This window comes from Spirochaetota bacterium, assembly GCA_017999915.1.
GTDB lineage: Bacteria > Spirochaetota > UBA4802 > UBA4802 > UBA5550 > RBG-16-49-21.
Genome location: JAGNKX010000005.1, coordinates 23,246 through 45,218, shown reverse-complemented (window position 1 = coordinate 45,218; position 21,973 = coordinate 23,246). Strand labels below are relative to the sequence as shown.

Genomic DNA, 21,973 nt, shown 5'->3' with positions numbered 1-21,973 from the left:
AGGGGCGTTTTGCCGATGGTGGCCGTGATGTCCTTATTTATTCCGCTAATGGTTTGACTCCTGGTTTTGCCTTTGTGTTCTACGCCGTCATCCCGCGGCCCCGGCAAGGGCCTGGTCGATATCGGCGATGATGTCGTCGATGTGCTCGATGCCGATGGACAGCCTGATGTAGTCGGGCAATACGCCGGTGGCGAGCTGTTCCTCCGGCGAGAGCTGCTGGTGAGTGGTGCTCGCCGGGTGGATCGCCAGGGTCTTGGCGTCGCCGATGTTGGCCAGGTGCGATATCATCCGCAGTGAATTTATGAATTTCTTGCCAGCGGCGACGCCTCCCTTGATGCCGAATCCCACCAGGGCCCCGGCTCCCCGGGCCAGGTATTTCCCGACCCGCCCCTGCTCCGGGCTCGAGTCGAGGCCCGGATAGTTCACCCAGCTGACGGCCCGGTGCTTCTCCAGGTGCCGCGCCACGGCCAGGGCGTTCAGGGAGTGGCAGGGCATGCGCAGGTGGAGGGTCTCCAGCCCCTGCAGGAAGAGAAAGGAATTGAAAGGCGACAGGGACGGCCCCATGTCGCGGAGCAGGGTGACCCGGGCCTTGGTAATATAGGCGATGTTGCCCACCGGCCTCAGCGCCTCCACGAAGGGAATGCCGTGGTAACTCGGTTCCGGGTCCGCGATGAGGGGAAACCTGCCGCCGGTCCAGTCGAAGGCGCCCGAATCGACGATGACGCCGCCGACGGAGGTGCCGTGGCCGCCGATGAACTTGGTGGCGGAATAGACAATGATGTCCACGCCGTGGTCAAAGGGCCGGAGGAGATAGGGCGAAACCGTGTTGTCCAGGATGAAGGGGATCCCGGCGCCATGGGCGATTTTCGAGATGCCTTCGAGATCGGCCACGTCAAGCTTTGGATTGCCGATCGATTCGGCGTAGATCGCTTTCGTTCCCGGCGTGATCGCCCTACGGATCGCGTCCAGGTCGTTTGATTTCACGAAATGCACCTTAATGCCCATCCGCGGCAGGGTGTAATGAAACAGGGTATAGGTGCCGCCGTAGAGATTGTCGGCGGATACGATCTCATCGCCGGCCCTGGCGATATTGAGAATCGACAGCGTGATGGCTGATTGGCCGCTGGCCACGGCAAGGGCGCCGACACCGCCGTCCAGGGCCGCCATGCGCTTTTCAAAGACATCCGTGGTGGGATTCATGATCCTCGTGTATATGTTGCCCGACTCCTTCAGGGCAAAGAGATTGGCCGCGTGATCGGCGTCATTGAATTGATAGGATGTTGTCTGGTAAATGGGAACGGCCCTGGCGCCAGTGGCTGGATCCGGTTCCTGGCCTCCGTGTAGCAACAAAGATTCTACTTTCAGTTGAGAATCAATTCTGCTCATGGTTATCCCCCGACGAAATTTCTGATAATAAGGTGGTTTTATTTGTAATTCATGAATCAGCAATTTGTCAAGAGAATAGGATTATATTTATTTTTAATGTTGGTTCCTAGCAGTTTCCTGAAAAACTCCTTACTTGGAGTTTTTCAGGGTCGGTTTTACGAAGTGAATTCGTAAAACCTCACATTTTTCTCGTCTAACGCCTCGAAAAATGGCGATACATTCATGTATCGCTTAGCAGTTTGCTGTTTTTCAGCAAACTGCTTGATTAAAAACTATTCATTTTTATAATAGTGTTATATTTTATTGGATATAAGTTTTGCTCTGACCCCTAAAAAATCGGTTATGAATATAAATTACCGATAGTTATCGGTAATCAGGCTCAAAAAATAATTTACTCTGACCCCTTGGTTCTTCAACCGGTGTATTTTTATCATTAATTTAATAAAATATTAATAATATTATTGACATAATGTAATACATTCTGAATAATCCGTCCATCCGGTTAATAATTTGAACAGTCGGATTTTTGGATATATATCCAAAAATCAAAATACAATAACCTATGAATAAAAAAGTAACTCTAGAACAGATAAGGAAGGCCCAGATTATCGAGGCCACTTTCAAGAAAATCACAGAAATAGGCATTCAGAATATCACCCTTGATGATATCGCGGAAGAGGCTCAATTATCCAAAGGCGGCATAGCGTATTATTATGCGTCGAAAGATAACCTGATAAAAGAAGCATTCAAAGAGTTCTTTAATAATATTTTTTTGCGAAGCAAAACCGTAATGGATCAGTGCGCGGATCCGATTGATAAGCTTCTATCTTTTACATGGTTGTATAATTGGGATGATCCGCTGGTGGAAATCGGTTATTCAATTCTTTTTGACGCCATGTCGCTGGCGAGCCATGATAAGGATTTCCGCGATATTTTTCATGAATGGTTCAATGAGTGGATTTCACTTCTGGGGCTCGCGATAGAGGAGTGCAATGCCCGGGGATTGTTGTCGATTGCCGATATAAAGGGCACGGCAAAGGCTATCTCGTCGATATATCAGGGAGTGGCAACGCGGTGGTATCTTGACAGGGATAATCATTCATCTGAATGGGCGGTATCGTTTTCACGTAAGGCAATCACCGGTCTTCTGAACAGACCGGAGTAAATAACATTAAAATCGCTGAGGAGGTTTTTATATTCAAGGACCCTCGTTTGAGGGAGGGCATACTTATAATCTCATAACATATTAAAACGTCAACTGTTACTTTAGAGGCGCATTTTCCTAAACATTATAACGGAGGATGACCATGGGGGAAGTTCTAGTTAATAACGTTACTACTGCATTGTCTTCAGAAGAGCTGGGTCATTTTATGGACCTGGCGCGTCAATTCACCAAGAAGCAGGTTGAGCCCATGTTCGAGGGCGAGTTCCCTGACGGGAATCCGGACCTCGTGGGTAAAATCATCGATACTGCCTTCATCACCGGGCTTGCCAGCTCGCCCGACAAGACCTCTGCCGGATGCGAATACGGCATATGGGGCTGCGCGTCGGATACGGCGGGGCTGAACTACTCGATATCGATCCTGTCCATCGTCGGGAGCGTGTGCGGCGGCGTCGCCATGATGCTCCACGCCCAGGGCGTGGCGTCGCATATCGCCCTGATGGGGAATCCGGCCGCGGCCCTGGGGGGAGAGCGGCTGGGCCTCTGTGTCCAGGAAGGCGTGTCTCTACCGCACTACGGCACCATCAAGTCGCCGGACCTCGACCTGCCGGCCCGCGTGACGACCGAGGCCCGCAAGGTTCCCGAAGGCTATGCGATCAACGGGGAGAAATCCTTTGTGTGGTCCATACCGCGGCCTGACGCCTATGTGGTTTTCGCCCGCATCGACGGGCATTGGGGCTGCTTCGTCGTTCCCGCCGGCTCAGACGGGCTTATCGAGGCGGACGTGGGCTGGCGTTCCGGTCTGCGTCTTTGCGGCCTTCGCAATCTCAAATTCAACAATGTCACCGTGCCGGCGGGCAACCGCATAGACGACGGCAACGCCACCGCCCTGCTGGCGCGTGCCATGTCCCTTAACTGGGTCGGCATGAGCGCCATCGCCGTGGGTATAGCCAGGGGCGCCCTTGCCGCCGCCGAGGAATACTCGTCCCAGCGATACCAGGGGGGCACCATCATTGAGAACCACCCGGCCGTGAAGCTCCTCCTGGGAGATTCGGAATCGAAGGTAGCCGTGGCGGAGGCCGCGGTGCAGGGGATCTCCGTTCCCTGTGAAAGCTTCGACCGCGATTTCACCAGGGCGGCCAAGACCAAGCTTGCGATCATGGAACTCTGCGCGAAATCCGTCACGGACTGCATGCAGTCCATGGGCGGCTACGGCTACATGGAGGATTTCAAGATCGAGAAGCGTTTGCGCGATGTCGCGACCCTCAAGTCCGCGGGCGGATCGCCCACGTATCTCAAACAGCTCATATTCGACATCGACAGGGAGGAGCGGCAATGAAACAATCACTGGAAGAACGCATAGAGCAGCTCAAGCTGCGCAATGCCTCGCAGAAGCTCAACTTCCTGGGCCGCATTCTCGTGGACAACAGGGAAATCACGATGTGGGAGCACGACACCAAAATGCTTCCCCGGGGCGCCAGGAAATGGAGAAGGCGGGCCCTGCAGTTCTCCCGCGAGCATATTCGGCCTGCGGCGCTTGAGGCTGACCGGGACCCCCATGGTTTTGATACAAAGCCGATTCTAAAAAAGGCCATCAAGGCCGGGTTCCAGACTCTCCTATTGCCGACACCCCTGGGAAACGCCAGTTTCGTCGACTACCTGAAAAAACCTTCCTTCCAGGTCGTCCTTGCGGCCGAGGAGTTCATGACCGAGGACGGCGGCCTGGGACTGATGCTCCTGGCCCATAACCTGGGCCTCGCGCCGGTGTTCCTGTCCGGACACCTGCGGACCTATTTCCGGCATTTCATTCCCTACTACTTGAAGGCGCGATATTTTGGCGACGATTCCACCTGGGCATTCGCTATAACCGAGCCAGAGGCCGGTTCCGATGTTGAGGACCCGGTGGGCGCGGCGAGCGCGCGACTTGTCACCGTGGCCAAACCTGCCCCGGGAGGCTATATCCTGAACGGCCGCAAGTGCTTTATCTCCGGCGGCGCGGGCGCGGCCAAGGTTACGGTATACGCCAAGATCGAGGGAGAGGACATTGAGTCGTGGACCTGCTTCATCGTGGAGCGCGGTATGAAGGGCTTCTCCGTGGGACGCCGCGAGAAGAAGATGGGACAGCGTGCCTCGGACGCGTCGGAGCTCATTTTCGAGGACGTGTTCGTGCCGGATCGCAACGTCGTGGGCGTCAAGCGCGGCGGCTGGGCCAACAACAAGAACGTGCTTAATTACTCGCGGCCGGCGGTAGGGGCCATGGCCCTGGGCATCGGCCGGGGCGCCTTCGAGCGCTGCCTCGACTTCTGCCGGAAGACGAACCTGGGGCCGAAGCCCCTTATCGAGTATCAGGACGTGCAGATCGAGCTGGCGGACATGATGCTCCAGATATGGATGTGCCGCAGCATGGTGTGGCACTCCTGCCGGCTCTTCAGGTCCGGCCAGGGGCTGGCGGCAGCTTGCAAGGTGGCCGTCTCCGACACCGCCAACCGGGTGTGCGGCCAGGCCATGGAGCTCATGGGAGACCACGGTTACATCCATTCCTACGGCGTGGAGAAGGCGTGGAGGGATTCTCGGCTCAACCAGATCTACGAGGGGACCAACCAGCTCAATCGTCTGGCGCTCCTCGAGCATTACTGGGACGCCGAGATCAGCACCAGCAAATCAACTGAGCAAATTCTTATATAATAGAGAGGTGTAGTTTATGATTAAAAACATTGAAGACCTTCCCATTTTCAAGGCGGTGGGGCTGAAAAATGTCAAGACTGATCGCGACGCGTTTATTTTCAGCAACTCCGACGGATCGGATGAGCGCGTGACCTATCAGATGCTATTCGATAACTGCAACAGGGTGGCGCGCGCCCTTGTAAAGGCGGGCGTCGCCAAGGGCGACACCTTCAGCATTCTCATGCGGAATCACCCGGAGTTCCTCTATGCGCTCTTCGCGGGACTCACCATCGGCGCGATTGCCGTTCCCATCGACCCGCGGTCGAAGGAGCGGAAGCTGTCCTTCCAGATCCTCAACACAAAGTCGAAGGGGATCATCCTGGCCGGCGACATGCTGGAGAGCGTTGAAGAGATAAAATCGGACATTGCCTCGGTGCCCGTCATCGGCATTACCTATAAAAAGCACCACGGCGTTCCGGACAAGGGGAAATATCCGTCCCTGAACGATATACTCGCGAACGAGAACCCGGAGCCGCCCGACCAGGCCCTTGACCTGGATTTCGGCCTGCCGACCCAGATCATACATACGTCGGGAACTACGGGCGATCCCAAGGGCGTGGTCCTGAAGGCGAACCGGTACATGCTCTACAGCCTGCTGGGCAACGGCGTGTGGCAGTACAAGGACGACGACATTCCCTACACGGGCCTGTCCATGACCCACGGCAACGCCCAGTCCGTCACCATCATTCCGACCATCGCCAAGGGCATCACCGCCGTGGTCGGCGAGAAATTCACCAAGAGCCGCATCTGGGACATCTGCCGCAAGTACGGCTGCACCACCTGGTCGTCCCTGGGAGGCATGCTCAGCGGCATCTACAACGAGCCGGTGAAGCCGAACGACGGCGATAACCCGGTCCGTGTTGTCATCAGCGCCGGGACTCCCCGAGCCATCTGGGAGACCTTCGAGAAGCGCTTCAACGTGAAGGTGCACGAGTGGTATGGCGCGGTCGAGGGCGGCTTCGCCCACAATCCTCCGGGCGGCCCCATCGGCGCGTTCGGCAAGCCCCTGGAGCAGTTCATGGAGATGAAGGTCGTGGACGAGAACGACAACGACTGCGCCCCCGGAGAGCTGGGCGAGCTCATAAGCAAGATGAAGATGGGCAACACGGAAGTCAACTACCTGGGCAAGAAGAAGGAGTCCGAGGAAAAGACCCGGGGCGGCTGGCTGCGGAGCGGCGACATATGCCACCGGGACGAGAACGGCTTCTTCTATTTTGATTTCCGCAAGGGCGGCGGTCTGCGGCGCCAGGGAGATTTCATACAGCCGGACCTGATCGAGAAGATCATCGGCGAGCATGACAGCGTTTCCGAGGTCTGCGTATACGGCATTCCCACTTCCTCGGGCGCGCCGGGCGAAAGCGATATCGTCGCAGCCATCATGCCCTTCGAAGGCAAGGATCCGGACATCGCATCGCTCAAGTCTCTCTGCCTGGCCACCCTGGAGAGGAACAGCGTGCCCAGCTTTTTCCAGATCGTAGACGAGATCCCTAAGACCGTCACGGAGAAACCCCTGGAGCGTGTGCTCAGGGAGAATTTCAAGCCTGACGCGAAGAATGTCATAAGGATCCAGGTATAGCGAGACCATTAAACCAGCAATGTTGGAGGAAACGCCATGAGCGATACCTTTACGCAGAAATACCGGGTGCTGAGCGACCCCCCGGTCGTGAAAGTGCCTTTTTCAATTAACCTGGACGACGACAAGTGTATCGGCTGCGGCCTTTGCATACAACAGTGTCCCTGCCAGACCCTCACGCTGGTGGAGCGGCCCTATTCGCAGGTGCAGGAGGCGGCGTGCCAGTACAACTGCCCGGCCGGAATCGATGTCCGAAAGTACATGGAAGTCCTGGCGAAGGGCGGGTCCAACCGCGAGGCATGGGATATCATCACAGAGGCCAATCCCTTTCCCGCGATAACCGGCCTGGTGTGCCCGCACCCCTGCGAGGGCGGATGCAACCGTCAGTATCTCGACGGCTCCGTCAATATCAACGAGGTGGAGCGGTTCATCGGCGCCTGGGGGGTGAAGGAGAACATGGCCTTTACCGCGCCTGCGGCGAAGAGCGGCAAGCGCATCGCCGTGGTGGGGTCGGGCCCCTCGGGCATGGCCTGCGCCTATCACCTGGCCCGATTGGGCCACGAGGTAACGGTGTACGAGTCCGCGGCGAAGCCGGGCGGCATGCTCCGGTACGCGATACCCTCCTACCGGCTGCCGGCGGAGGTGATCGACGCGGAATACGATCGTGTCCTCGCCATGGGCGTTGTCCTCAAGACCGGCGTCACCGTGGGCAAGGACGTGTCCGTGGCGGACCTGGCGAAGCAGTATGACGCCGTGTACGCCGCCATCAGCGCGGCGAAGAGCAAGGACCCGGACTTCGGGACCTCGGGCCGCATCTTTTCCGGCCTCGAGTTTCTCCGGTCCGTGAACGAAGGCGGGAGCGTGACCGTCGGCAAGAATGTCCTGGTCGTCGGCGGGGGCAACACCGCCATCGATGCGGCCCGGACGGCGCGGCGCCTCGGCGCGGAAGTGACGATCCTGTACCGGCGCACCCGCAAGGAAATGCCGGCCCATGACGACGAGATCCGGGACGCACTGGACGAAGGCGTGAAGATAGAATATCTGGCGGCGCCGATAAACGTGGCCTGCGCCGACGACGGACGCGCCGCGGTCAAATGCACGCGCATGCGCCTGTGCGAAGAGGACGAGTCGGGCCGGTGCCGGCCCGAGCCGGTCGAAGGGAGCGGCTATGATCTGTATGTCGATTCCGTGATCTACGCCCTGGGCCAGGAGGCGGACCTTGCCGGCTTCGACGATCTGGCTGAAAAGGGTTGGATCGCCGCGGACGGCCTTGGCGTCACCAGGATGCCCAACGTGTACGCCGGCGGCGATGCCGTGTCCGGACCCGAGACGGTTACGGCCGCCATCGGCGCCGGAAAGCGCGCCGCCCTGGCGATCGACGCGCGCCTCTCCGGTAAAAACTTTTCCGGCAACGGCAAAAAGGAGATCACCTTCCGCAACGTGCCGATCTACGGTTACCCGAAGGCGAACCGGACCTGCGCGAAGGCGCCCGCTCCGGAGGCGCGGCTCGCGGGGCTGAAGGTCCCCGCGGCCGGGCACCTGTCCGCCGAAGAGGTAAAGGCCGAGGCGGGCCGCTGCTTCTCCTGCGGCAAGTACAAGTCGGACTTCACCAGCGTGCAGTATTTCGGCAGGGTCTGTATCGCCTGCCATAACTGCGAGGCCATCTGCCCCCACGGCGCCCTCGAATTCCCCAATTTCTACAAGGTGGATAAGGGACGCTGGGCCACGGGACTGGCATTGCCCGAGGATGGCGCAGGCTACCCGAATCCTTTCATGGAGAAGAAGCCGCCCCGGTTCGAGGAGATCGAGGGCAGGATAACCGGCATGGAGCGCGTCATCTACCGGCGGCGGTCCAACCGCGTCTTCAAGAAGGAACAGGTGCCGAAGGAGATGATCCACCGCATCCTCGAGGCGGGGCGTTTCGCGCCCTCGGCAGGGAACGGCCAGCCCTGGAAGTTCCTGGTGATAAGGGACCGGGCGCTCCTGGATGAGGTCAGCGCTGCCTGCAGCAAGACCCTTGGCATGGTGACGAAGCTTTACCAGGGGAAGGGGCCGATGCGGAAGCTGTTGAAGAACAGCCTGGCGTTTTTCAAGCCGGACTCGATCGACCAGCGTCCCATGGTGGCCATACAGGCCCTGGTGAAGCCGCAGTTCGTCGAGGGCCACATGGACGTGTTCTTCGGCGCATCCACGGTCATCTACGTGTTGGTGCACCACATGGGCATATCGACGCCGATATTCAGCACCGGCATGTGCTGCCAGAACATCGCCCTGGCAGCGCATTCCATCGGCCTCGGTACCTGCTTCTCCGGCTTCGCCGGTGAGCCGGTGAATCTCAGCGGTAAACTAAAGAAGAAGCTGGGCATAGCCTGGCCCTATGACCATGTCGCAACGGCCATAGCGGTGGGGTTCCCGGCCGTGCAAATAGACAACCCGGTCAAGCGGGAGTTCCCGCAGGTTGACTGGATTGAATGAGAAAAGATGAAATTTGAGAGGAGGATCAAGCAGCACAATGAACAGCGACGTATACATAATTGGCTCGGGAATGATACGCTTCAACAAGTATCCAGACAAAAGCGTGAAGAACATGGCGGAAGAGGCCATCAAGCTGGCCCTGGACGATGCGGGCCTTGCGGGTAAGGACATCCAGGCGGCGTTTTTTTCAAACACCTTCTGGGGCATGTATGATAATCAGCATTCGATCAGGGGCCAGGTGGTGTTCCGCGGCATGGGCATCGACAAGATACCCATTACCAACGTGGAGAACGCCTGCGCCGGCGCGTCCACGGCGCTTCACCTTTCCTATATGGGGATAAAGGCCGGGATGTGGGATGTGGCCATGGCGGTCGGCTCGGAGAAGATAACCAGTCCCAACAAGGCCCAGGCCCTTGGGGCCTATGCCTCCTGTATGGACGTGGGCAATCTGCAAAAGCACATAGCCATGATCATGGAGGTGGGGAAGTCCTTCAAGAACCTTAAGATACCGGGCCATGATGAATCGAAGCCGGGAGAGGGGCGCAGCATCTTCATGGACGCCTATGCCATGGGCGCCCGGTGGCACATGGACCGGTTCAACTCGACGCAGAAGCAGCTCGCCGTGATCTGCTCCAAGAACCACCTGCACGGCTCGTTGAACCCGCTGTCGCAGTACCAGCAGCTGATGTCGGTGGAGGAGGTGCTGGCGGACAAGGAAGTGGCATGGCCGCTGACGCGCGCCATGTGCGCTCCCGTGGGCGACGGCGCCGCGGCGTGCATCATCTGCTCCGAGGCGTTTTTAAAGAAGCTAAACGGCGCGAGGCCGGTCAGGGTCATGGCTTCGGTGTGCGGCCAGGGGAGCGACCGGCCCCTTGACGGCGAGGATATCGGCGAGCGCCTGTCGAAGCAGGCCTACAACATGGCCGGCGTGGGTCCGAAGGACATCAGCATGGCGGAGCTCCACGACGCCACGTCATGGGGCGAGCTGCACCAGTCGGAAGTAATGGGTTTCTGCCCGGTAGGGGAAGGGGGTCCCTACGCCGAGACCGGCGCGACCCGCCTCGGGGGCGAGCGGCCCATCAACACGAGCGGCGGCCTCGAGTGTCGGGGGCACCCCATCGGCGCTTCGGGTCTCGCCCAGATCCATGAGCTGGTGCTGCAGCTCCGGGGCGATGCGGGGAAACGCCAGGTGGAAGGCGCCCGCATCGGCCTGGCGGAGAACGGCGGCGGCAACATCGGCGTGGAAGAAGCTGCAATGTGCATTCACATACTGGGGCGATATAAGTAGTCTGGTGCGGGGGCTGCCTCCGGGCCGCCCCCGCACCGTCCATTCACATTTATATCATCATGACTTACATGAGGGAAGGCAGGACGTACCATCGCATTCAAGCATGATGTCGATTACGGTACGGCACGGCATTTTATCAATGCCGCAATTATTGAGACCGATATCGGCCTGCTGATCTGTGAAATCCCCGGGGGAAGGGAAAAAAACACGAGAGGCGTCATGAAACAATACAATCTGAAAGACAAGTATGTGCTCATAACCGGATCATCCTCGGGCATCGGAAAGGAGCTGGCTCGCTGCTTCGCCGGGGCCGGGGCCCACTGCGTGCTCCATTCCATCCCGGGGGAGCTCGACGCATTGGTGGCATGGGGTCGTGAATTAGAAAAGAGATACTCCGTCCGGACCTGGTGCATGACCGAGGATTTCACCGAAGACCAGGGCCCCGTCAACCTCTTTCGGAAAATAGCGAAGGAGGTTCCCCGCATAGACGTGCTGGTGAACAACGCGGGGATGATGGTATACGGCAATGTTCACGAGGCTCCCCTGAAAAGCCAGGCGAACCTGGTCCGGGTCAACATAGGCGGTTACCTTGCCCTTATGCATCTTTTTATCCCGGAGATGGTCAAGCGCGGTGAAGGCAGGATCCTGAATATAAGCTCGGTATCCGCGTTCCAGCCCTCTCCCCATCATGCGGTCTATGGCGCGTCGAAATCATTTATCCAGAGTCTATCCGAGGCCGTTAACCAGGAATTGCGGGGAACCGGTGTCAGGGTGACGGCTTTTTGCCCATCCTATACCAATACGCCCCTTCTTCAGGGTAACGGCTTTCCCAGGAAGGTGTGGTGGTACAGGATCAGCGGACTCAGCGATCCGGCGGATATCGCCCGAAAAGGAATGGAGGCCCTGGTGAAGGGCAAAGTCGTGGCAGTACCGGGGATCATGAGCAAGTTTGTGCATCTGTTCCTGAACCGCTTCATGCCGCGGAAGATCGTGGATGCGATTTCTTTTTTCGTGCTACGGCCCGCAGATTAGACGCGATCATCACAATCTCGAAGGGGGGCTATTATCATGAATCTGCTCATAACAGGGGCATCCGGATATATCGGCAGAAAACTGGCTCATTTCCTATCGGCAAAAAATGAAGTGAAAACCATGGTCGGACTCGACATCAAAGAGCCTGATATCACCCCGAAAAAATTCCTGTTCTATAAAAGGGATGTGCGGGAACCAATAGATGACATCATCAAAAAGCATTCCATTGACACGGTGATCCATGCGGCTTTCATATTACCTCCCAGCCATGATGTGCGGTTGATGGAGGACATCAATATCAACGGGACCCGTACTGTCCTTGATTCGTGCGTCAGGGCAGGGGTTAAGAGGATTATTTACACCAGCTCCACCACTGCGTACGGATTTCACCCTGATAATGACCGGCCCCTCCTGGAGGAGAGCCCTCTGCGGGGCAATGACGAAATCACCTATAGCAAGTCGAAAAAAATCATTGAGAGCATTTTCAAGGAATACGGGGAAAAGCATCCGAAGACGAGTTTCATTATCATCCGGCCCTGTTTCGTGGTCGGTCCCGGTTTCGACAATCCCCTGGCGCGCTTTCTACAATTGAAGATAGTACCCATTCCCTTCCGGACCGAACCGATGCAGTTCATCCACGAGGATGACCTGGTCGAGATCATGTGGATGCTCATGGTCCGGGGCAGAGGAGGCGTTTACAATGCGGCGGGCGATGATGTCATGACGATACGGGAGATGGCGACCGCGCTGGGAAACATCACCATCCTCCTCCCGTATCCCCTGCTCTATTTTCTTAACAACATCGCATGGCTGTTGCGGTTTACCTTTGTCAGCGAATTTCCCAGCCCTTATTTGAAGATGATACGACACAGCTGGGTCGCGTCAACCGGGAAGTTGAAGAGTGAGATCGGGTACGCATGCCGGTATGATACGCGGCAGGCCTTTGCTGATTTTGCGGAATATATCTTGTCCGGGAAGAATGGGTGAGCTTCTGACATTTTACGCCGGGGTTTCCTCGAGATTTTGAATGATGCCTTTCAGCTCGCCGGCCTTGTCGTTGAGTATTTTGATAAACTGCAGTATTTTTGTATTTGATACGGCGATATCGTTGGCCATGTTGGCCAGGTTCTGAATGGTGATGGCGCCTTCCATCATGCCGTTTTTCTGTTCCTTCGTCGCGACCGAAATAACCCGCGATTGCTCCTTAATCACATCAGCCTGATTGACCAGCACCTGGATGGCGCTCTCCTGGTTGCTCATGGCCGATTTTACGGAGTCGATCTGTACATTGACCTCTGTCACGAGCTTGGCGACGTCGCTGGTCGATTGCTTGGTCTGGTTCGCGATATCGATGCCCCTGCGGATGTCCACCGATATCTTTTCGATCTGGTTCGATATCTGCTTGGAGTTGTCGGAGGTAGCAGTGGCAAGCTTACCGATCTCGTCGGCAACGACGGCAAAGCCCCTCCCGTGCTCCCCGGCCCGCGCGGCCTCAATGGCGGCGTTGAGGGAAAGAAGATTTATCTTATCGGAGATGTCGTTGATCAGGGAAATGATGTTGGTAATGGCCTGGCCCCCTTCGTTGATGATCTGCATCATTTCCGTCATCCGGGTCAGGTCTATGTCGGTCTTTTCCGTGAAGCGGATGATATTTTTCATGCTGGCCATGACCGTCTGGCTGGTGTTCTGCACTTCCTGCTGCGAGGAGGTGAGGATACCGGCCATGTCGCGTATCTTTTCCCCTTCCAGGGCGAGTCGGGTCATCGATTGGTCGATCGAGTCGGTCGATGATGTAAGCTCTTCGTACGACGCGGCCATCTCTTCCGCATGGGAGGCCTGGTTCTGGGCGACAAGGGTGAAGGTATCGACGATTTCCGAATGCTCGGTGCTCACCCTGTAGAGGTCGTCGGACATGGATTCCGCCTTTTCGAAGATCGAGAGCAGCGATTCGGTGCGATGCTCAAGATTATTTTTCACAACGCGGAGGGATTCGTTCATCACCTTGATGCGGTCAGCCATGGCAAGGGAAAGAAGTATGGCCTGGAACGCGGCTCCGAGGAGCACACCATATTTTGTTATCATCATTTCCGGAAGAAGGCCGAATGTCTTAAAGCCATACAGCAAAGTCCCGACACTCAGGCCGAACCATGAGATGAGGAAATATATCGCCGGCCTGTATCCTCTTCTCCACTGCATGAAGGCGAAGAAAATAAGGGCCGGGGCATAGAGCACGCAGAGGATCACGGCATAGATGATGGCAATAAAATAGCTTGGGCCCAGGGAAAGAACGAGCCCCATGATGCCAAGGCCTCCGAACCCGATTACGATCTTATCGATCCTGGGGCTCAATGACTTGGTTTGAAGGAATAAGCGTGCAAAGAAGGAGCTCCAGAGAGTTACCATGCTCACTGAAAAAGGAACGACGCGCTTTCCCCACCAGGGAAGACCAGGCCAGAGGTACTGATAGGAAATACCGTTTTCAGAAGTTATAAAAAGAGTGAATGAAATCAGGTAGAGTATGAGAAACAGATAACTCATATCCCTGGTCATAATGAAAATAAGCAGGTTGTACAGGATCATTACCATGATGAAACCATAGAAGATGCCGAGAAAGAGGCGAATCATCGTGCTCTGTTCGGTGAACGCCTGATTGGAGATGAGTTTCATCGGAACGGCTAATGAATCCTGCGCCTCGATCCTCATGTAATAGGTGCTGACGGTTTCGGGAGCAATATCTATATTAAAAACGAAATTCTCATTTTTAACTTCCCTCACGTTGAAGGGCAGCATCTGGCCTTGTTTTTTTTCCTTGTAACCGTTTTTATCCGGTATGAATAATGTCACGTGGTCCAGGAGGGCGTAGTTAATTACCAGCAGCCAGTTGCTGTCGGTATTGTCGCCTTTGATGCTGAATTTCAACCAGTATGCAGATGTAGAGTAACCGAAATTTGGAACATCTATAATGTCATGTTTGAATTTATCCCGGTATTCCTCTGAAGAAACCTGATCGATAGTCAATTTCATTTCACTGTCTTCGATGTATGACAGTTGCTGACCGGTGATATTGTATTCCTGGAGCTCTTTTTGTATAATAATGGTCTGTTGTGCGAATGAAGGTGCGCAAAGGAGTAAAAAAAGAAGGAATGTAAGAGGCAGTTTTGATTTCAAGATATTATGATAATTTTTGCAAATGTAAAAAAAATATTAACCCTACCGCGTGAGCACTATTTACCTTGCCATGTTATTTGTAAATAACAAATTTTGAATTTGTGATTATGATCAGGTGTTGGTGGTGTGTTTTTGCAGGTAGTCTGATATGTTTGGCGGATATCCCCATACTAATGTCCAACTGGGAATTGTATCAATATTATTTTTAATAATGATATAATTCTGGTAACGATAGTTATCGGTAATATTTTTAGATAAAAGCTTATGCAGGTATTTATTAACTGCGTAAGCAAGAATTAAGGAAACAGACATCTTAAGAAGTTTTCTCAAATCCAAGAAATACTCATAATCATCCGGACGCATCACAAAATGAAATCTATGCCATTCCTCCGGCTTTCTTTTTTGCTGATAATGCACCATTTTCCACAGGCAATCGGGATTTTTTGTCTCATTCATTACTTTTTTTAACAGAATTGAGATCATCGCTGATCGAGAGATCTCCTTAATCCTTGCAGCCTTGGTTATTTGCTGGAAGATGTCATTTTGAATATAAAGTGTCGTTTCCATATGAAGGCTCCTTTTCCCTGTAAAAAGGGCTATTTACTGTAGTGAACGAACGGTGAATAAAAATATAAGATTTTTTTATTGAATTTTTTACATGCTCATTTGTTATGGATGCCATCACTATGAGGAGTGACAATGATTCCAATCGTTTCTTTTGTGGGCTATTCCGGGATCGGCAAGACGACCTTGCTTGAAAAGCTTTTACCCGAGCTGGTCAGGCGCGGCTACCGCGTGGCTACGGTCAAACATGACGTATACGGTTTTTCCATGGACCATGAGGGAAAGGATACCTGGCGTCACAGAAAAGCCGGAGCTGCCTGCACAATTATTTCATCGCCGACGCAGCTCGCGATGATCCGTGACGTCGATCATGACGCCTCCCTGGATGAGATACGCGACAGGTATGCCGGTGATGTGGATATTATTATCACTGAAGGCTTTAAGAAGGAAAGAGCTCAAAAGATTGAAGTTTTCAGGGCCGGCGAGCATCAAGCGCCAATCTTTACCAAAGGCGGTGATCTGATCGCGTTGGTGACGGATACGCATTTTGATTTAGGCGTTCCCCGCTTCGGCCTTGACGATATAGATAAGCTTGCCGATTTTATTGAAGCTACATTTTTGAAAAAGCAGGGTTGAATGCCCTGAAGGATCATTGTATATGTCCGGATCCGGAGATTTTTTGAAAAATTGTTTTGCCCTTACCGGCGCCATATCGACCGGAAAATCCGTGGTGGCGTTGATGCTTGCGGATATGGGCGCCCATATCGTCGATACAGACCTCATTGCCCGTGAAGTGGTTCAACCGGGACAGCCTGCATTGCGTGAAATTGAAGAGTTCTTCGGGAAGGCTGTTATTAATCCTGACGGTACTCTGAACCGCGAAAAAGTCAGGGACCAGATTATCCGAGATTCTGAAAAGCGGAACAAGCTCAACAGCATGACCCATCCGCGTATCAACCAGATCGTGATGGAAAGGATAGGCTCATTCAACAGGATGAATGATGGGATGCCCATCATCATTGATGTCCCTTTGCTATATGAATCGGGATGGGACAAGTTCTTTCCGGATGCCATACTTGTTTATGTGCCGGTCACCGTGCAGATCGAGAGGCTCATGGCCCGGGATCGCCTTGACAGGCCAACTGCCGAGTTGACTGTAAAAGCACAGATGAGCATCGAAGATAAAAAAGACAAAGCGAGATTTCTTATTGATAACTCAGGTTCTTTGGATGATACCCGAAAACAGGTAGCAGCCCTTTTTGAAAAGCTTCGTGCCGGGATTTCTACACGATAAACTTGATGTGTATATGATTAAACCGATAACTATCTGTTTAATAATTACTCTGGCACCAGAATAATACTATCAGCATCATTTCTGAACACATGTTTACCGATAACTATCGGTCTACACATTCAGTATAAGCCCTTCCAGATATTCTTTTCCGGATCATCGTTGCATTTCCGGCAAAAAACGTGGGGATCGCCACTTCCGCAGCCGGTGCACCAGATGTCGAAGACCCTGCATTCCTGGCACAGGGGTTTGTCGCATCCGTCGCAGTAGACAACGGCCTCATGCCTGCCGCAGATTCCGCAGATTTCGCCTTTTTTTGCAAGTCGTATCTGATTCATGGTGTTGTGGCGCCGGTGCCCGGGATTACCGGGTCTCCGGCGTATCTCCTGTTGCTTTTCTTCGACTCCTAACCGGGGTGGACGGTATAAGGCTCATCGCGTATCACGCAGCGGCCCCTATGGCTGCCGCGGTCATGCCAGTAAAGGAAATGCACTATTGCTCGTGCGTATGTGAGGAGCCCCCCCGGCATCCCTCTTTTACTGATCAGAGGGATGCTTTGATATCAGGATGATATCAGGGGGGTGTAATTGTCTATTATTTTTCGTCCGGACCTACCCAGGGTGAGGCTTCGCCGTAGAGAATAAAGGGAGCGGGATTAATTGAACCGCCGCCAATTCCCATGTAGCCCAAGCAGATGAAGAGCGTGTCATTGACCTTCCTGACCTCATCCTGCATGGAATGAACGGTCCCGCCGTTGTAGGGGCTGTAGTCAAGGATATATGATTCTTTCCCGTCGATCGGGGATTTCCCTATTGACGTGTTCATACGGCGGGTGCGGGCGATAGCGTCTTTGCCGTCTTTATCTTTTATTTTAAAAAGATTGTAGCCGGTGCCTTTGCCCTTTTCATTTTCGTTGGGAGTGAAGGCCTTGCCTTCCCAGCGGCCGGGGCCGAAGACGTGGTGAGTGTAGAAGTCTGCGCTGGCTGCCTGGATGCCGACCGAGATCGTTTTCGCCTTGTATTCGCCTTTCATGCTTTCCATGTCGGGTGCCTTGGCCGCGTAGAAGAGCTGGAATAACTGCGCCTTGGAGAGCTTCTCAATGTCGGCCGGCGTTGCCTTTTCCGCAGGGACTCCCAGTATTTGAGTCATTGTCTGTCCCCCGTATGTGCTGGAGCCTTTCTGGAGAATGTTGATTACGGTGGTCAGCAGCTGTATCCCCACAAGGGCGCCGATAACTATCGCTATTATTTTGACCTTTTTCATGTTCATACCTCTTATATCTTATTGTTGATGCGTCTAATTTACTTTCTGCCTTTCCAGGTGTCGTTGGCGTCCCACATGCCCAGGACCTTGTTCATCCAGTCCATGGCGTGTATGGGCATGAGCACCTTGGTGAGGGGTGTAACGATCTTTACCGGCAGGGAGGGCACCGCCACCATGGCAGTGTTTTTCTTGATCCCCTTCAGTACCTTCTTGCAGACACTGTCGGCGGTGAGCATCTTCGTGCCGGCCACCATTTTCGAGCCGTTGAACATCCCCGTGTTGACCGTATTGGGGCAGACCATGGTAACGCCGATGTTCGTCTTTTGCTTCTTCATTTCCTGACGCAGGGCGTCCGTGAAACCGACGACGCCGAACTTGCTCGCGCAGTAGGCTGCGATGTTCGGTATGGCCAGGATGCCGCCGGCGGAGGCGAAGTTGACGATGTGGCCCTCTTTCTGCTTCATCATTGAAGGCAGGAAGGCTTTGACCGTCCAGAATTGGGAAGTGAGATTGATGTTGATGATCTTTTCGATGGTCTCAACCGGCATATCTGAAACCGGAGCCGCGTTCACGATGCCGGCATTGTTGACAAGGATCGAAACGGGACCCATGTCCTTTTCGATTTTTGCCGCCAGCTTGAAAATATCATCGCGGCTGGATATGTCGCAGACGTATGACCGGCATTCGCCGATCGTCGACAACTCCTTTTCGGTTTGTTCAAGGCCGGTTTTGTTGATGTCAACAAGGGCAACCTTGCATCCCTCGGCCAGGAGCAGTTGGGAAAGACTCTTCCCCATGCCCATGGCGGCGCCGGTAACAACCGCTAGTGTACCTTTTAATTGTTTCATTAAATTATCGCTCCTTTATAAGTATTCATGGGTCAGAATCGCCAGAGATATGTTCTTAACCCTCATGTCTAATGTATACAATTAGTTCCAAAACGCAAGTAAAATATTTCCAAAATGGAAGTATTTTTCCTGGCATATCCGGAACAAGGCTTAAATGTAGGGATTCGGAGTTGAATGATTGCTAAGAGCTGACGTCCAGGATCTTGTGCAGATTTATCGCGGTTTTATAAAATGATGTAATATCTTCATCGGTATAATTACTGAGGTTTTTCGATAGGATCTGGTATGTCTGGTTTTCGACCTTTGTCACTACATCCTTCCCTTTCTGTTCCAGTGTCACCAGGATATTTCTCTTGTCCCGGGGGTCCTTTTTTCGCGAAAGGAGCTTTTTTTCTTCGAGACGGTCCACCACGCGCGTGGCCGTGCTGATGGGAATCCCCATCTCGTCGGCGATTTCCCCCATGCGCTGCGGGGTGTGGTTCATGAGCAGTTGGAGCAGATATATATCCTCGTAGTCCAGGCCGAAAGCGGTCATCTTGGACTGCTGGAACCTGTAGATCGCCCTGAGGGCGTTAAAGAGTATCGGATCCAGCTGTTCACGCGGTATGTCGTCAAGCATGTGTTCATTCTCCCCTCTATTTTTGTAATGGCATAATACTATATGTATTTTAATGATACAAGTTATTTTTTATTCCGGGTTCAGCATAAATGTGGATGTTGTAACAAAAAGCGGCATCGGCTGTTTTCGATGTTATTTGATAGCGGTAATTTTTGGCTTGATAAAAATTGCCGAGGAGGACAACATTTGAGGAGTCGCCGGACAGGAGCGGAAACCCCGATGAGTGGATTACCATGATATATTATAAAGAAAAGATAACATCCATTATTTCGCCCGTCACGATAATAGTCTTCACCGCAATTATGGCGCAGCTCATAGGCACCTATCATGCCCGTTCGCTGATAGTGGGGAATTACTTTTACCTACTATGGGTCATCGTCAGGATCGTTCTTCCCCTGGGAGTGCTCCTTGCGCTGAAAGTTCCGCTCTCGAGGATCGGCCTTGGCATGCCGCGCTTTGATCCCCTCACGAGGAAGCTGGTCATCGGGGCGGCCATTATCCTTGTGGCCGCCTTCGGGGGGATATATTTCTTCAAGGGATATTTCACCTTCTATTCATCGGCTTTCGCGGAACCGGGCGACGGGACCGCGGGCCGCTTCGTCAATTTCATGATCTTCACCTCATCGACTCTGACGGGATGGGAATTCCTCCACCGCGGGTTCCTGCTCATGGGTCTCTATTACGTCCTGTCGGAGCGTGACGGGATACCGGCCGATGTCGCCGCCCGGATAGCCATAGCCGTGGCATGGGCTTTCGAGGTCGTGTTCCACTTCATTAAGCCGGAGCTCGAAGCGGTGGGCCTTCTGGTCGGTTCGCCACTCCTGTCGTGGCTGGCCCTCAGGATGGGGAGCATCTGGGTTCCCTTCCTGCTCCATTTCCTGGTGGAGCTTCTGTTTATCGCGACACTGATACTGCAGTGATGCCGCCATGGATATTCTCAGCATTGAGTTCATTTCAGCCGCCTTCATTTTTTTCTCGGCCGGCCTGTCCATTCTCATCTGCGTCGGACAGCTCAGCGGACGCGTGCGCTATTTCGAGAACTATGTCCTGGCCGCATACCTCACATCCCTGAGCATAATCCTGTTCCAGATCTGCCTTATCGTCAACGATCTTCATTACTCGCACCCGCGGCTTCTCTTCTTCCATGTCACGGCCCTGTACTTCATGGCGCCCATCATTTACTGCGCAGATTACCTGGTGATCCTTCCCGTGGAGGCCATGCCGCGGAAAATGGCGTTCCTCTTCCTTCCGGTTGCGATCGGTCTCGGCGCGGATATCGCCTTCATTGCCATGGCTGATGAGGCCAGGATCGCCCTGCTGAAAGACCTTTTCAGCGGCGCCGCCTCTTCCAGTGCCCTCCGGGCGAGGATGATCATCGCCGGGGCCGGCGTCCAGATGGTCGTCTGCCTCGGTTTTTTGCTGAGGAAATTCATCACGACCCGGCGCACCGGCGAAAACGTTGTCATATTCTATGTCATGACCCTGAGCATCGTGGTCATTGCAGGTATAACGGTCGTCACCATACTCGGCTATGTCATCGGCTCCTATTCCCTGCTGCGCTGGGGCGCGAACCTGACGGGTCTCCTGGTGATCTGCGCCTACCTGGTGAGTCTCCGCTATCCCAAGATACTGCAGCTCCTCATGTTCGAGGCGGAGAAGAAGTACTCCAACCGGTCGCTCCTTGAACAGGTGGATGTTCCCTCCCTTACAAAAAAACTGAACCGCCTGATGGATGGCGACAGGATCTATGCCGATGACCAGCTTACCCTCAGGGACCTGGCAGACGAGCTCTCCATCACCCCCCACCAGCTTTCCCAGCTCCTGAACGAGCGGCTCAACACGAATTTCAACACCTACGTGAACCAGTACCGGATACGGGACGCGAAGGATATGCTTATCAGCCAGCCTGAAAAAACGGTCCTGGCCATATCCCTGGAAGTGGGGTTCAACTCCAAGTCGGCGTTTTACGAGGCCTTTTCGCGCTTCACCGGAATGTCGCCGCAGAATTTCCGGAAGGGCGGGGGCCGATGATTCGATAAAATCGTTCCTGGTTTATCATTCCAGACGACGGGCTTTTTTTATAAGCATATACTGCGTTCATAAAGATGCGACAGCCGGTGCGCCGTGATATGGCGAGGGAGACGCGATGACACTGAAAGAAACATTCTCCAGGGGGATGACGCCTGACCCGTCGGAGCTGCGCGGCTATTATAATGTGCGTCTGGTGACGCCGGTCCTCCCGGAGATACGCTTCTTCGGACACAGGAAATTTTTCCCCGATGACGCCGCCGATGAGAATGGCGGGCCCGGAGGCTTCAATGAATTCATGGGCCGTATCCGCATCGGCAGTTTTAAGATCAGCGTCAGGGATTCCGCGCTGGGAGATGGCCAGCGGGTGCTCCATATCAATTACAATCGCCGGGGCAACAGCTTCATCCTGAGGGCCCTCAATGACGAGGTGAAGCGGGTGGGGGAGGGCCATTACCTGGGCCGCGGCGTCTTCAAGATATGCGGCCTGGTGTTCAATTCATTTTATTTTTCCGTGAGAAGGGCATAAACTTCATTGCGGAGAAGGGATTG

General features: G+C 54.2%; 20 protein-coding genes. 13 read left to right on the top strand and 7 right to left on the bottom strand.

The annotated features are described in order from the left end of the window. Positions 1–87: 87 nt before the first annotated feature. Positions 88–1,386: an aminotransferase class I/II-fold pyridoxal phosphate-dependent enzyme gene (locus KA369_08920; GenBank protein ID MBP7736077.1), complete on the bottom strand. Its 1,299-nt coding sequence runs from the start codon at positions 1,384–1,386 to the stop codon at positions 88–90. A 562-nt stretch (positions 1,387–1,948) separates the two neighbouring features. On the opposite strand from KA369_08920, the gene KA369_08915 reads away from it, so the two are divergent. From KA369_08915 to KA369_08880, 8 genes are all read left to right on the top strand, one after another. Then, positions 1,949–2,551 carry a TetR/AcrR family transcriptional regulator gene (locus tag KA369_08915; protein MBP7736076.1) on the top strand — a complete coding sequence of 201 codons (603 nt, stop codon included), beginning with the start codon at positions 1,949–1,951 and terminating at the stop codon, positions 2,549–2,551. Between the two features lie 142 nt (positions 2,552–2,693). Then, a complete protein-coding gene (locus KA369_08910; protein ID MBP7736075.1) occupies positions 2,694–3,887 on the top strand; it encodes an acyl-CoA dehydrogenase in 1,194 nt (397 codons plus the stop codon). Then, positions 3,884–5,233: an acyl-CoA/acyl-ACP dehydrogenase gene (locus KA369_08905; protein ID MBP7736074.1), complete on the top strand. Its 1,350-nt coding sequence runs from the start codon at positions 3,884–3,886 to the stop codon at positions 5,231–5,233. The genes KA369_08910 and KA369_08905 overlap by 4 nt, the downstream gene beginning before the upstream one ends. 16 nt (positions 5,234–5,249) lie before the next feature. Continuing rightward, complete coding sequence (locus KA369_08900) at positions 5,250–6,848, top strand: AMP-binding protein (protein MBP7736073.1); 1,599 nt, start codon at positions 5,250–5,252, stop codon at positions 6,846–6,848. Positions 6,849–6,884: 36 nt separating this feature from the next. After that, positions 6,885–9,320, top strand: a complete 2,436-nt coding sequence (locus tag KA369_08895; protein MBP7736072.1) for a nitroreductase family protein — start codon at positions 6,885–6,887, stop codon at positions 9,318–9,320. A gap of 37 nt (positions 9,321–9,357) precedes the next feature. After that, a complete protein-coding gene (locus tag KA369_08890) occupies positions 9,358–10,608 on the top strand; it encodes a thiolase family protein (protein MBP7736071.1) in 1,251 nt (416 codons plus the stop codon). A gap of 219 nt (positions 10,609–10,827) precedes the next feature. Next, positions 10,828–11,640 (top strand): SDR family NAD(P)-dependent oxidoreductase, encoded by an 813-nt coding sequence (locus KA369_08885; GenBank protein MBP7736070.1) that lies wholly within the window; start codon positions 10,828–10,830, stop codon positions 11,638–11,640. Positions 11,641–11,676: 36 nt separating this feature from the next. Then, the gene (locus KA369_08880) at positions 11,677–12,627 is read left to right on the top strand and encodes an NAD-dependent epimerase/dehydratase family protein (GenBank protein ID MBP7736069.1); all 951 of its coding nucleotides are present in this window, start codon (positions 11,677–11,679) and stop codon (positions 12,625–12,627) included. Between the two features lie 12 nt (positions 12,628–12,639). On the opposite strand, the gene KA369_08875 is transcribed toward KA369_08880, so the two are convergent. Both KA369_08875 and KA369_08870 read right to left on the bottom strand, forming a co-directional pair. Further along, the gene (locus KA369_08875) at positions 12,640–14,664 is read right to left on the bottom strand and encodes a hypothetical protein (GenBank protein ID MBP7736068.1); all 2,025 of its coding nucleotides are present in this window, start codon (positions 14,662–14,664) and stop codon (positions 12,640–12,642) included. Between the two features lie 255 nt (positions 14,665–14,919). Further along, positions 14,920–15,375, bottom strand: coding sequence for a hypothetical protein (locus KA369_08870; GenBank protein ID MBP7736067.1), 456 nt, complete (start codon positions 15,373–15,375; stop codon positions 14,920–14,922). A 132-nt stretch (positions 15,376–15,507) separates the two neighbouring features. Here KA369_08870 and mobB point away from each other — a divergent pair, with 132 nt between their 5' ends. Both mobB and KA369_08860 read left to right on the top strand, forming a co-directional pair. Then, positions 15,508–16,008 (top strand): molybdopterin-guanine dinucleotide biosynthesis protein B, encoded by a 501-nt coding sequence (mobB, locus tag KA369_08865; GenBank protein MBP7736066.1) that lies wholly within the window; start codon positions 15,508–15,510, stop codon positions 16,006–16,008. Positions 16,009–16,030: 22 nt separating this feature from the next. Beyond that, positions 16,031–16,666: a dephospho-CoA kinase gene (locus KA369_08860; GenBank protein MBP7736065.1), complete on the top strand. Its 636-nt coding sequence runs from the start codon at positions 16,031–16,033 to the stop codon at positions 16,664–16,666. A gap of 119 nt (positions 16,667–16,785) precedes the next feature. Here the strand turns inward: KA369_08860 and KA369_08855 are convergent, their stop codons facing one another. The 4 genes from KA369_08855 to KA369_08840 all read right to left on the bottom strand — a co-directional run bounded on the left by KA369_08855 (position 16,786) and on the right by KA369_08840 (position 19,393). Next, positions 16,786–17,001 (bottom strand): hypothetical protein, encoded by a 216-nt coding sequence (locus tag KA369_08855; GenBank protein ID MBP7736064.1) that lies wholly within the window; start codon positions 16,999–17,001, stop codon positions 16,786–16,788. A gap of 256 nt (positions 17,002–17,257) precedes the next feature. Next, entirely contained in the window at positions 17,258–17,926 is a 669-nt protein-coding gene (locus KA369_08850) for a hypothetical protein (protein MBP7736063.1), read from the bottom strand. A gap of 38 nt (positions 17,927–17,964) precedes the next feature. After that, positions 17,965–18,774 carry an SDR family oxidoreductase gene (locus KA369_08845; protein ID MBP7736062.1) on the bottom strand — a complete coding sequence of 270 codons (810 nt, stop codon included), beginning with the start codon at positions 18,772–18,774 and terminating at the stop codon, positions 17,965–17,967. A 181-nt stretch (positions 18,775–18,955) separates the two neighbouring features. Next, the gene (locus KA369_08840) at positions 18,956–19,393 is read right to left on the bottom strand and encodes a MarR family transcriptional regulator (GenBank protein MBP7736061.1); all 438 of its coding nucleotides are present in this window, start codon (positions 19,391–19,393) and stop codon (positions 18,956–18,958) included. A gap of 233 nt (positions 19,394–19,626) precedes the next feature. Between KA369_08840 and KA369_08835 the strand changes: the two genes are divergently transcribed. The 3 genes from KA369_08835 to KA369_08825 all read left to right on the top strand — a co-directional run bounded on the left by KA369_08835 (position 19,627) and on the right by KA369_08825 (position 21,950). Continuing rightward, positions 19,627–20,313, top strand: coding sequence for a CPBP family intramembrane metalloprotease (locus tag KA369_08835; GenBank protein ID MBP7736060.1), 687 nt, complete (start codon positions 19,627–19,629; stop codon positions 20,311–20,313). Positions 20,314–20,320: 7 nt separating this feature from the next. Next, positions 20,321–21,424, top strand: coding sequence for an AraC family transcriptional regulator (locus KA369_08830; GenBank protein MBP7736059.1), 1,104 nt, complete (start codon positions 20,321–20,323; stop codon positions 21,422–21,424). Positions 21,425–21,539: 115 nt separating this feature from the next. Further along, positions 21,540–21,950 carry a hypothetical protein gene (locus KA369_08825; protein MBP7736058.1) on the top strand — a complete coding sequence of 137 codons (411 nt, stop codon included), beginning with the start codon at positions 21,540–21,542 and terminating at the stop codon, positions 21,948–21,950. Positions 21,951–21,973 lie beyond the last annotated feature (23 nt).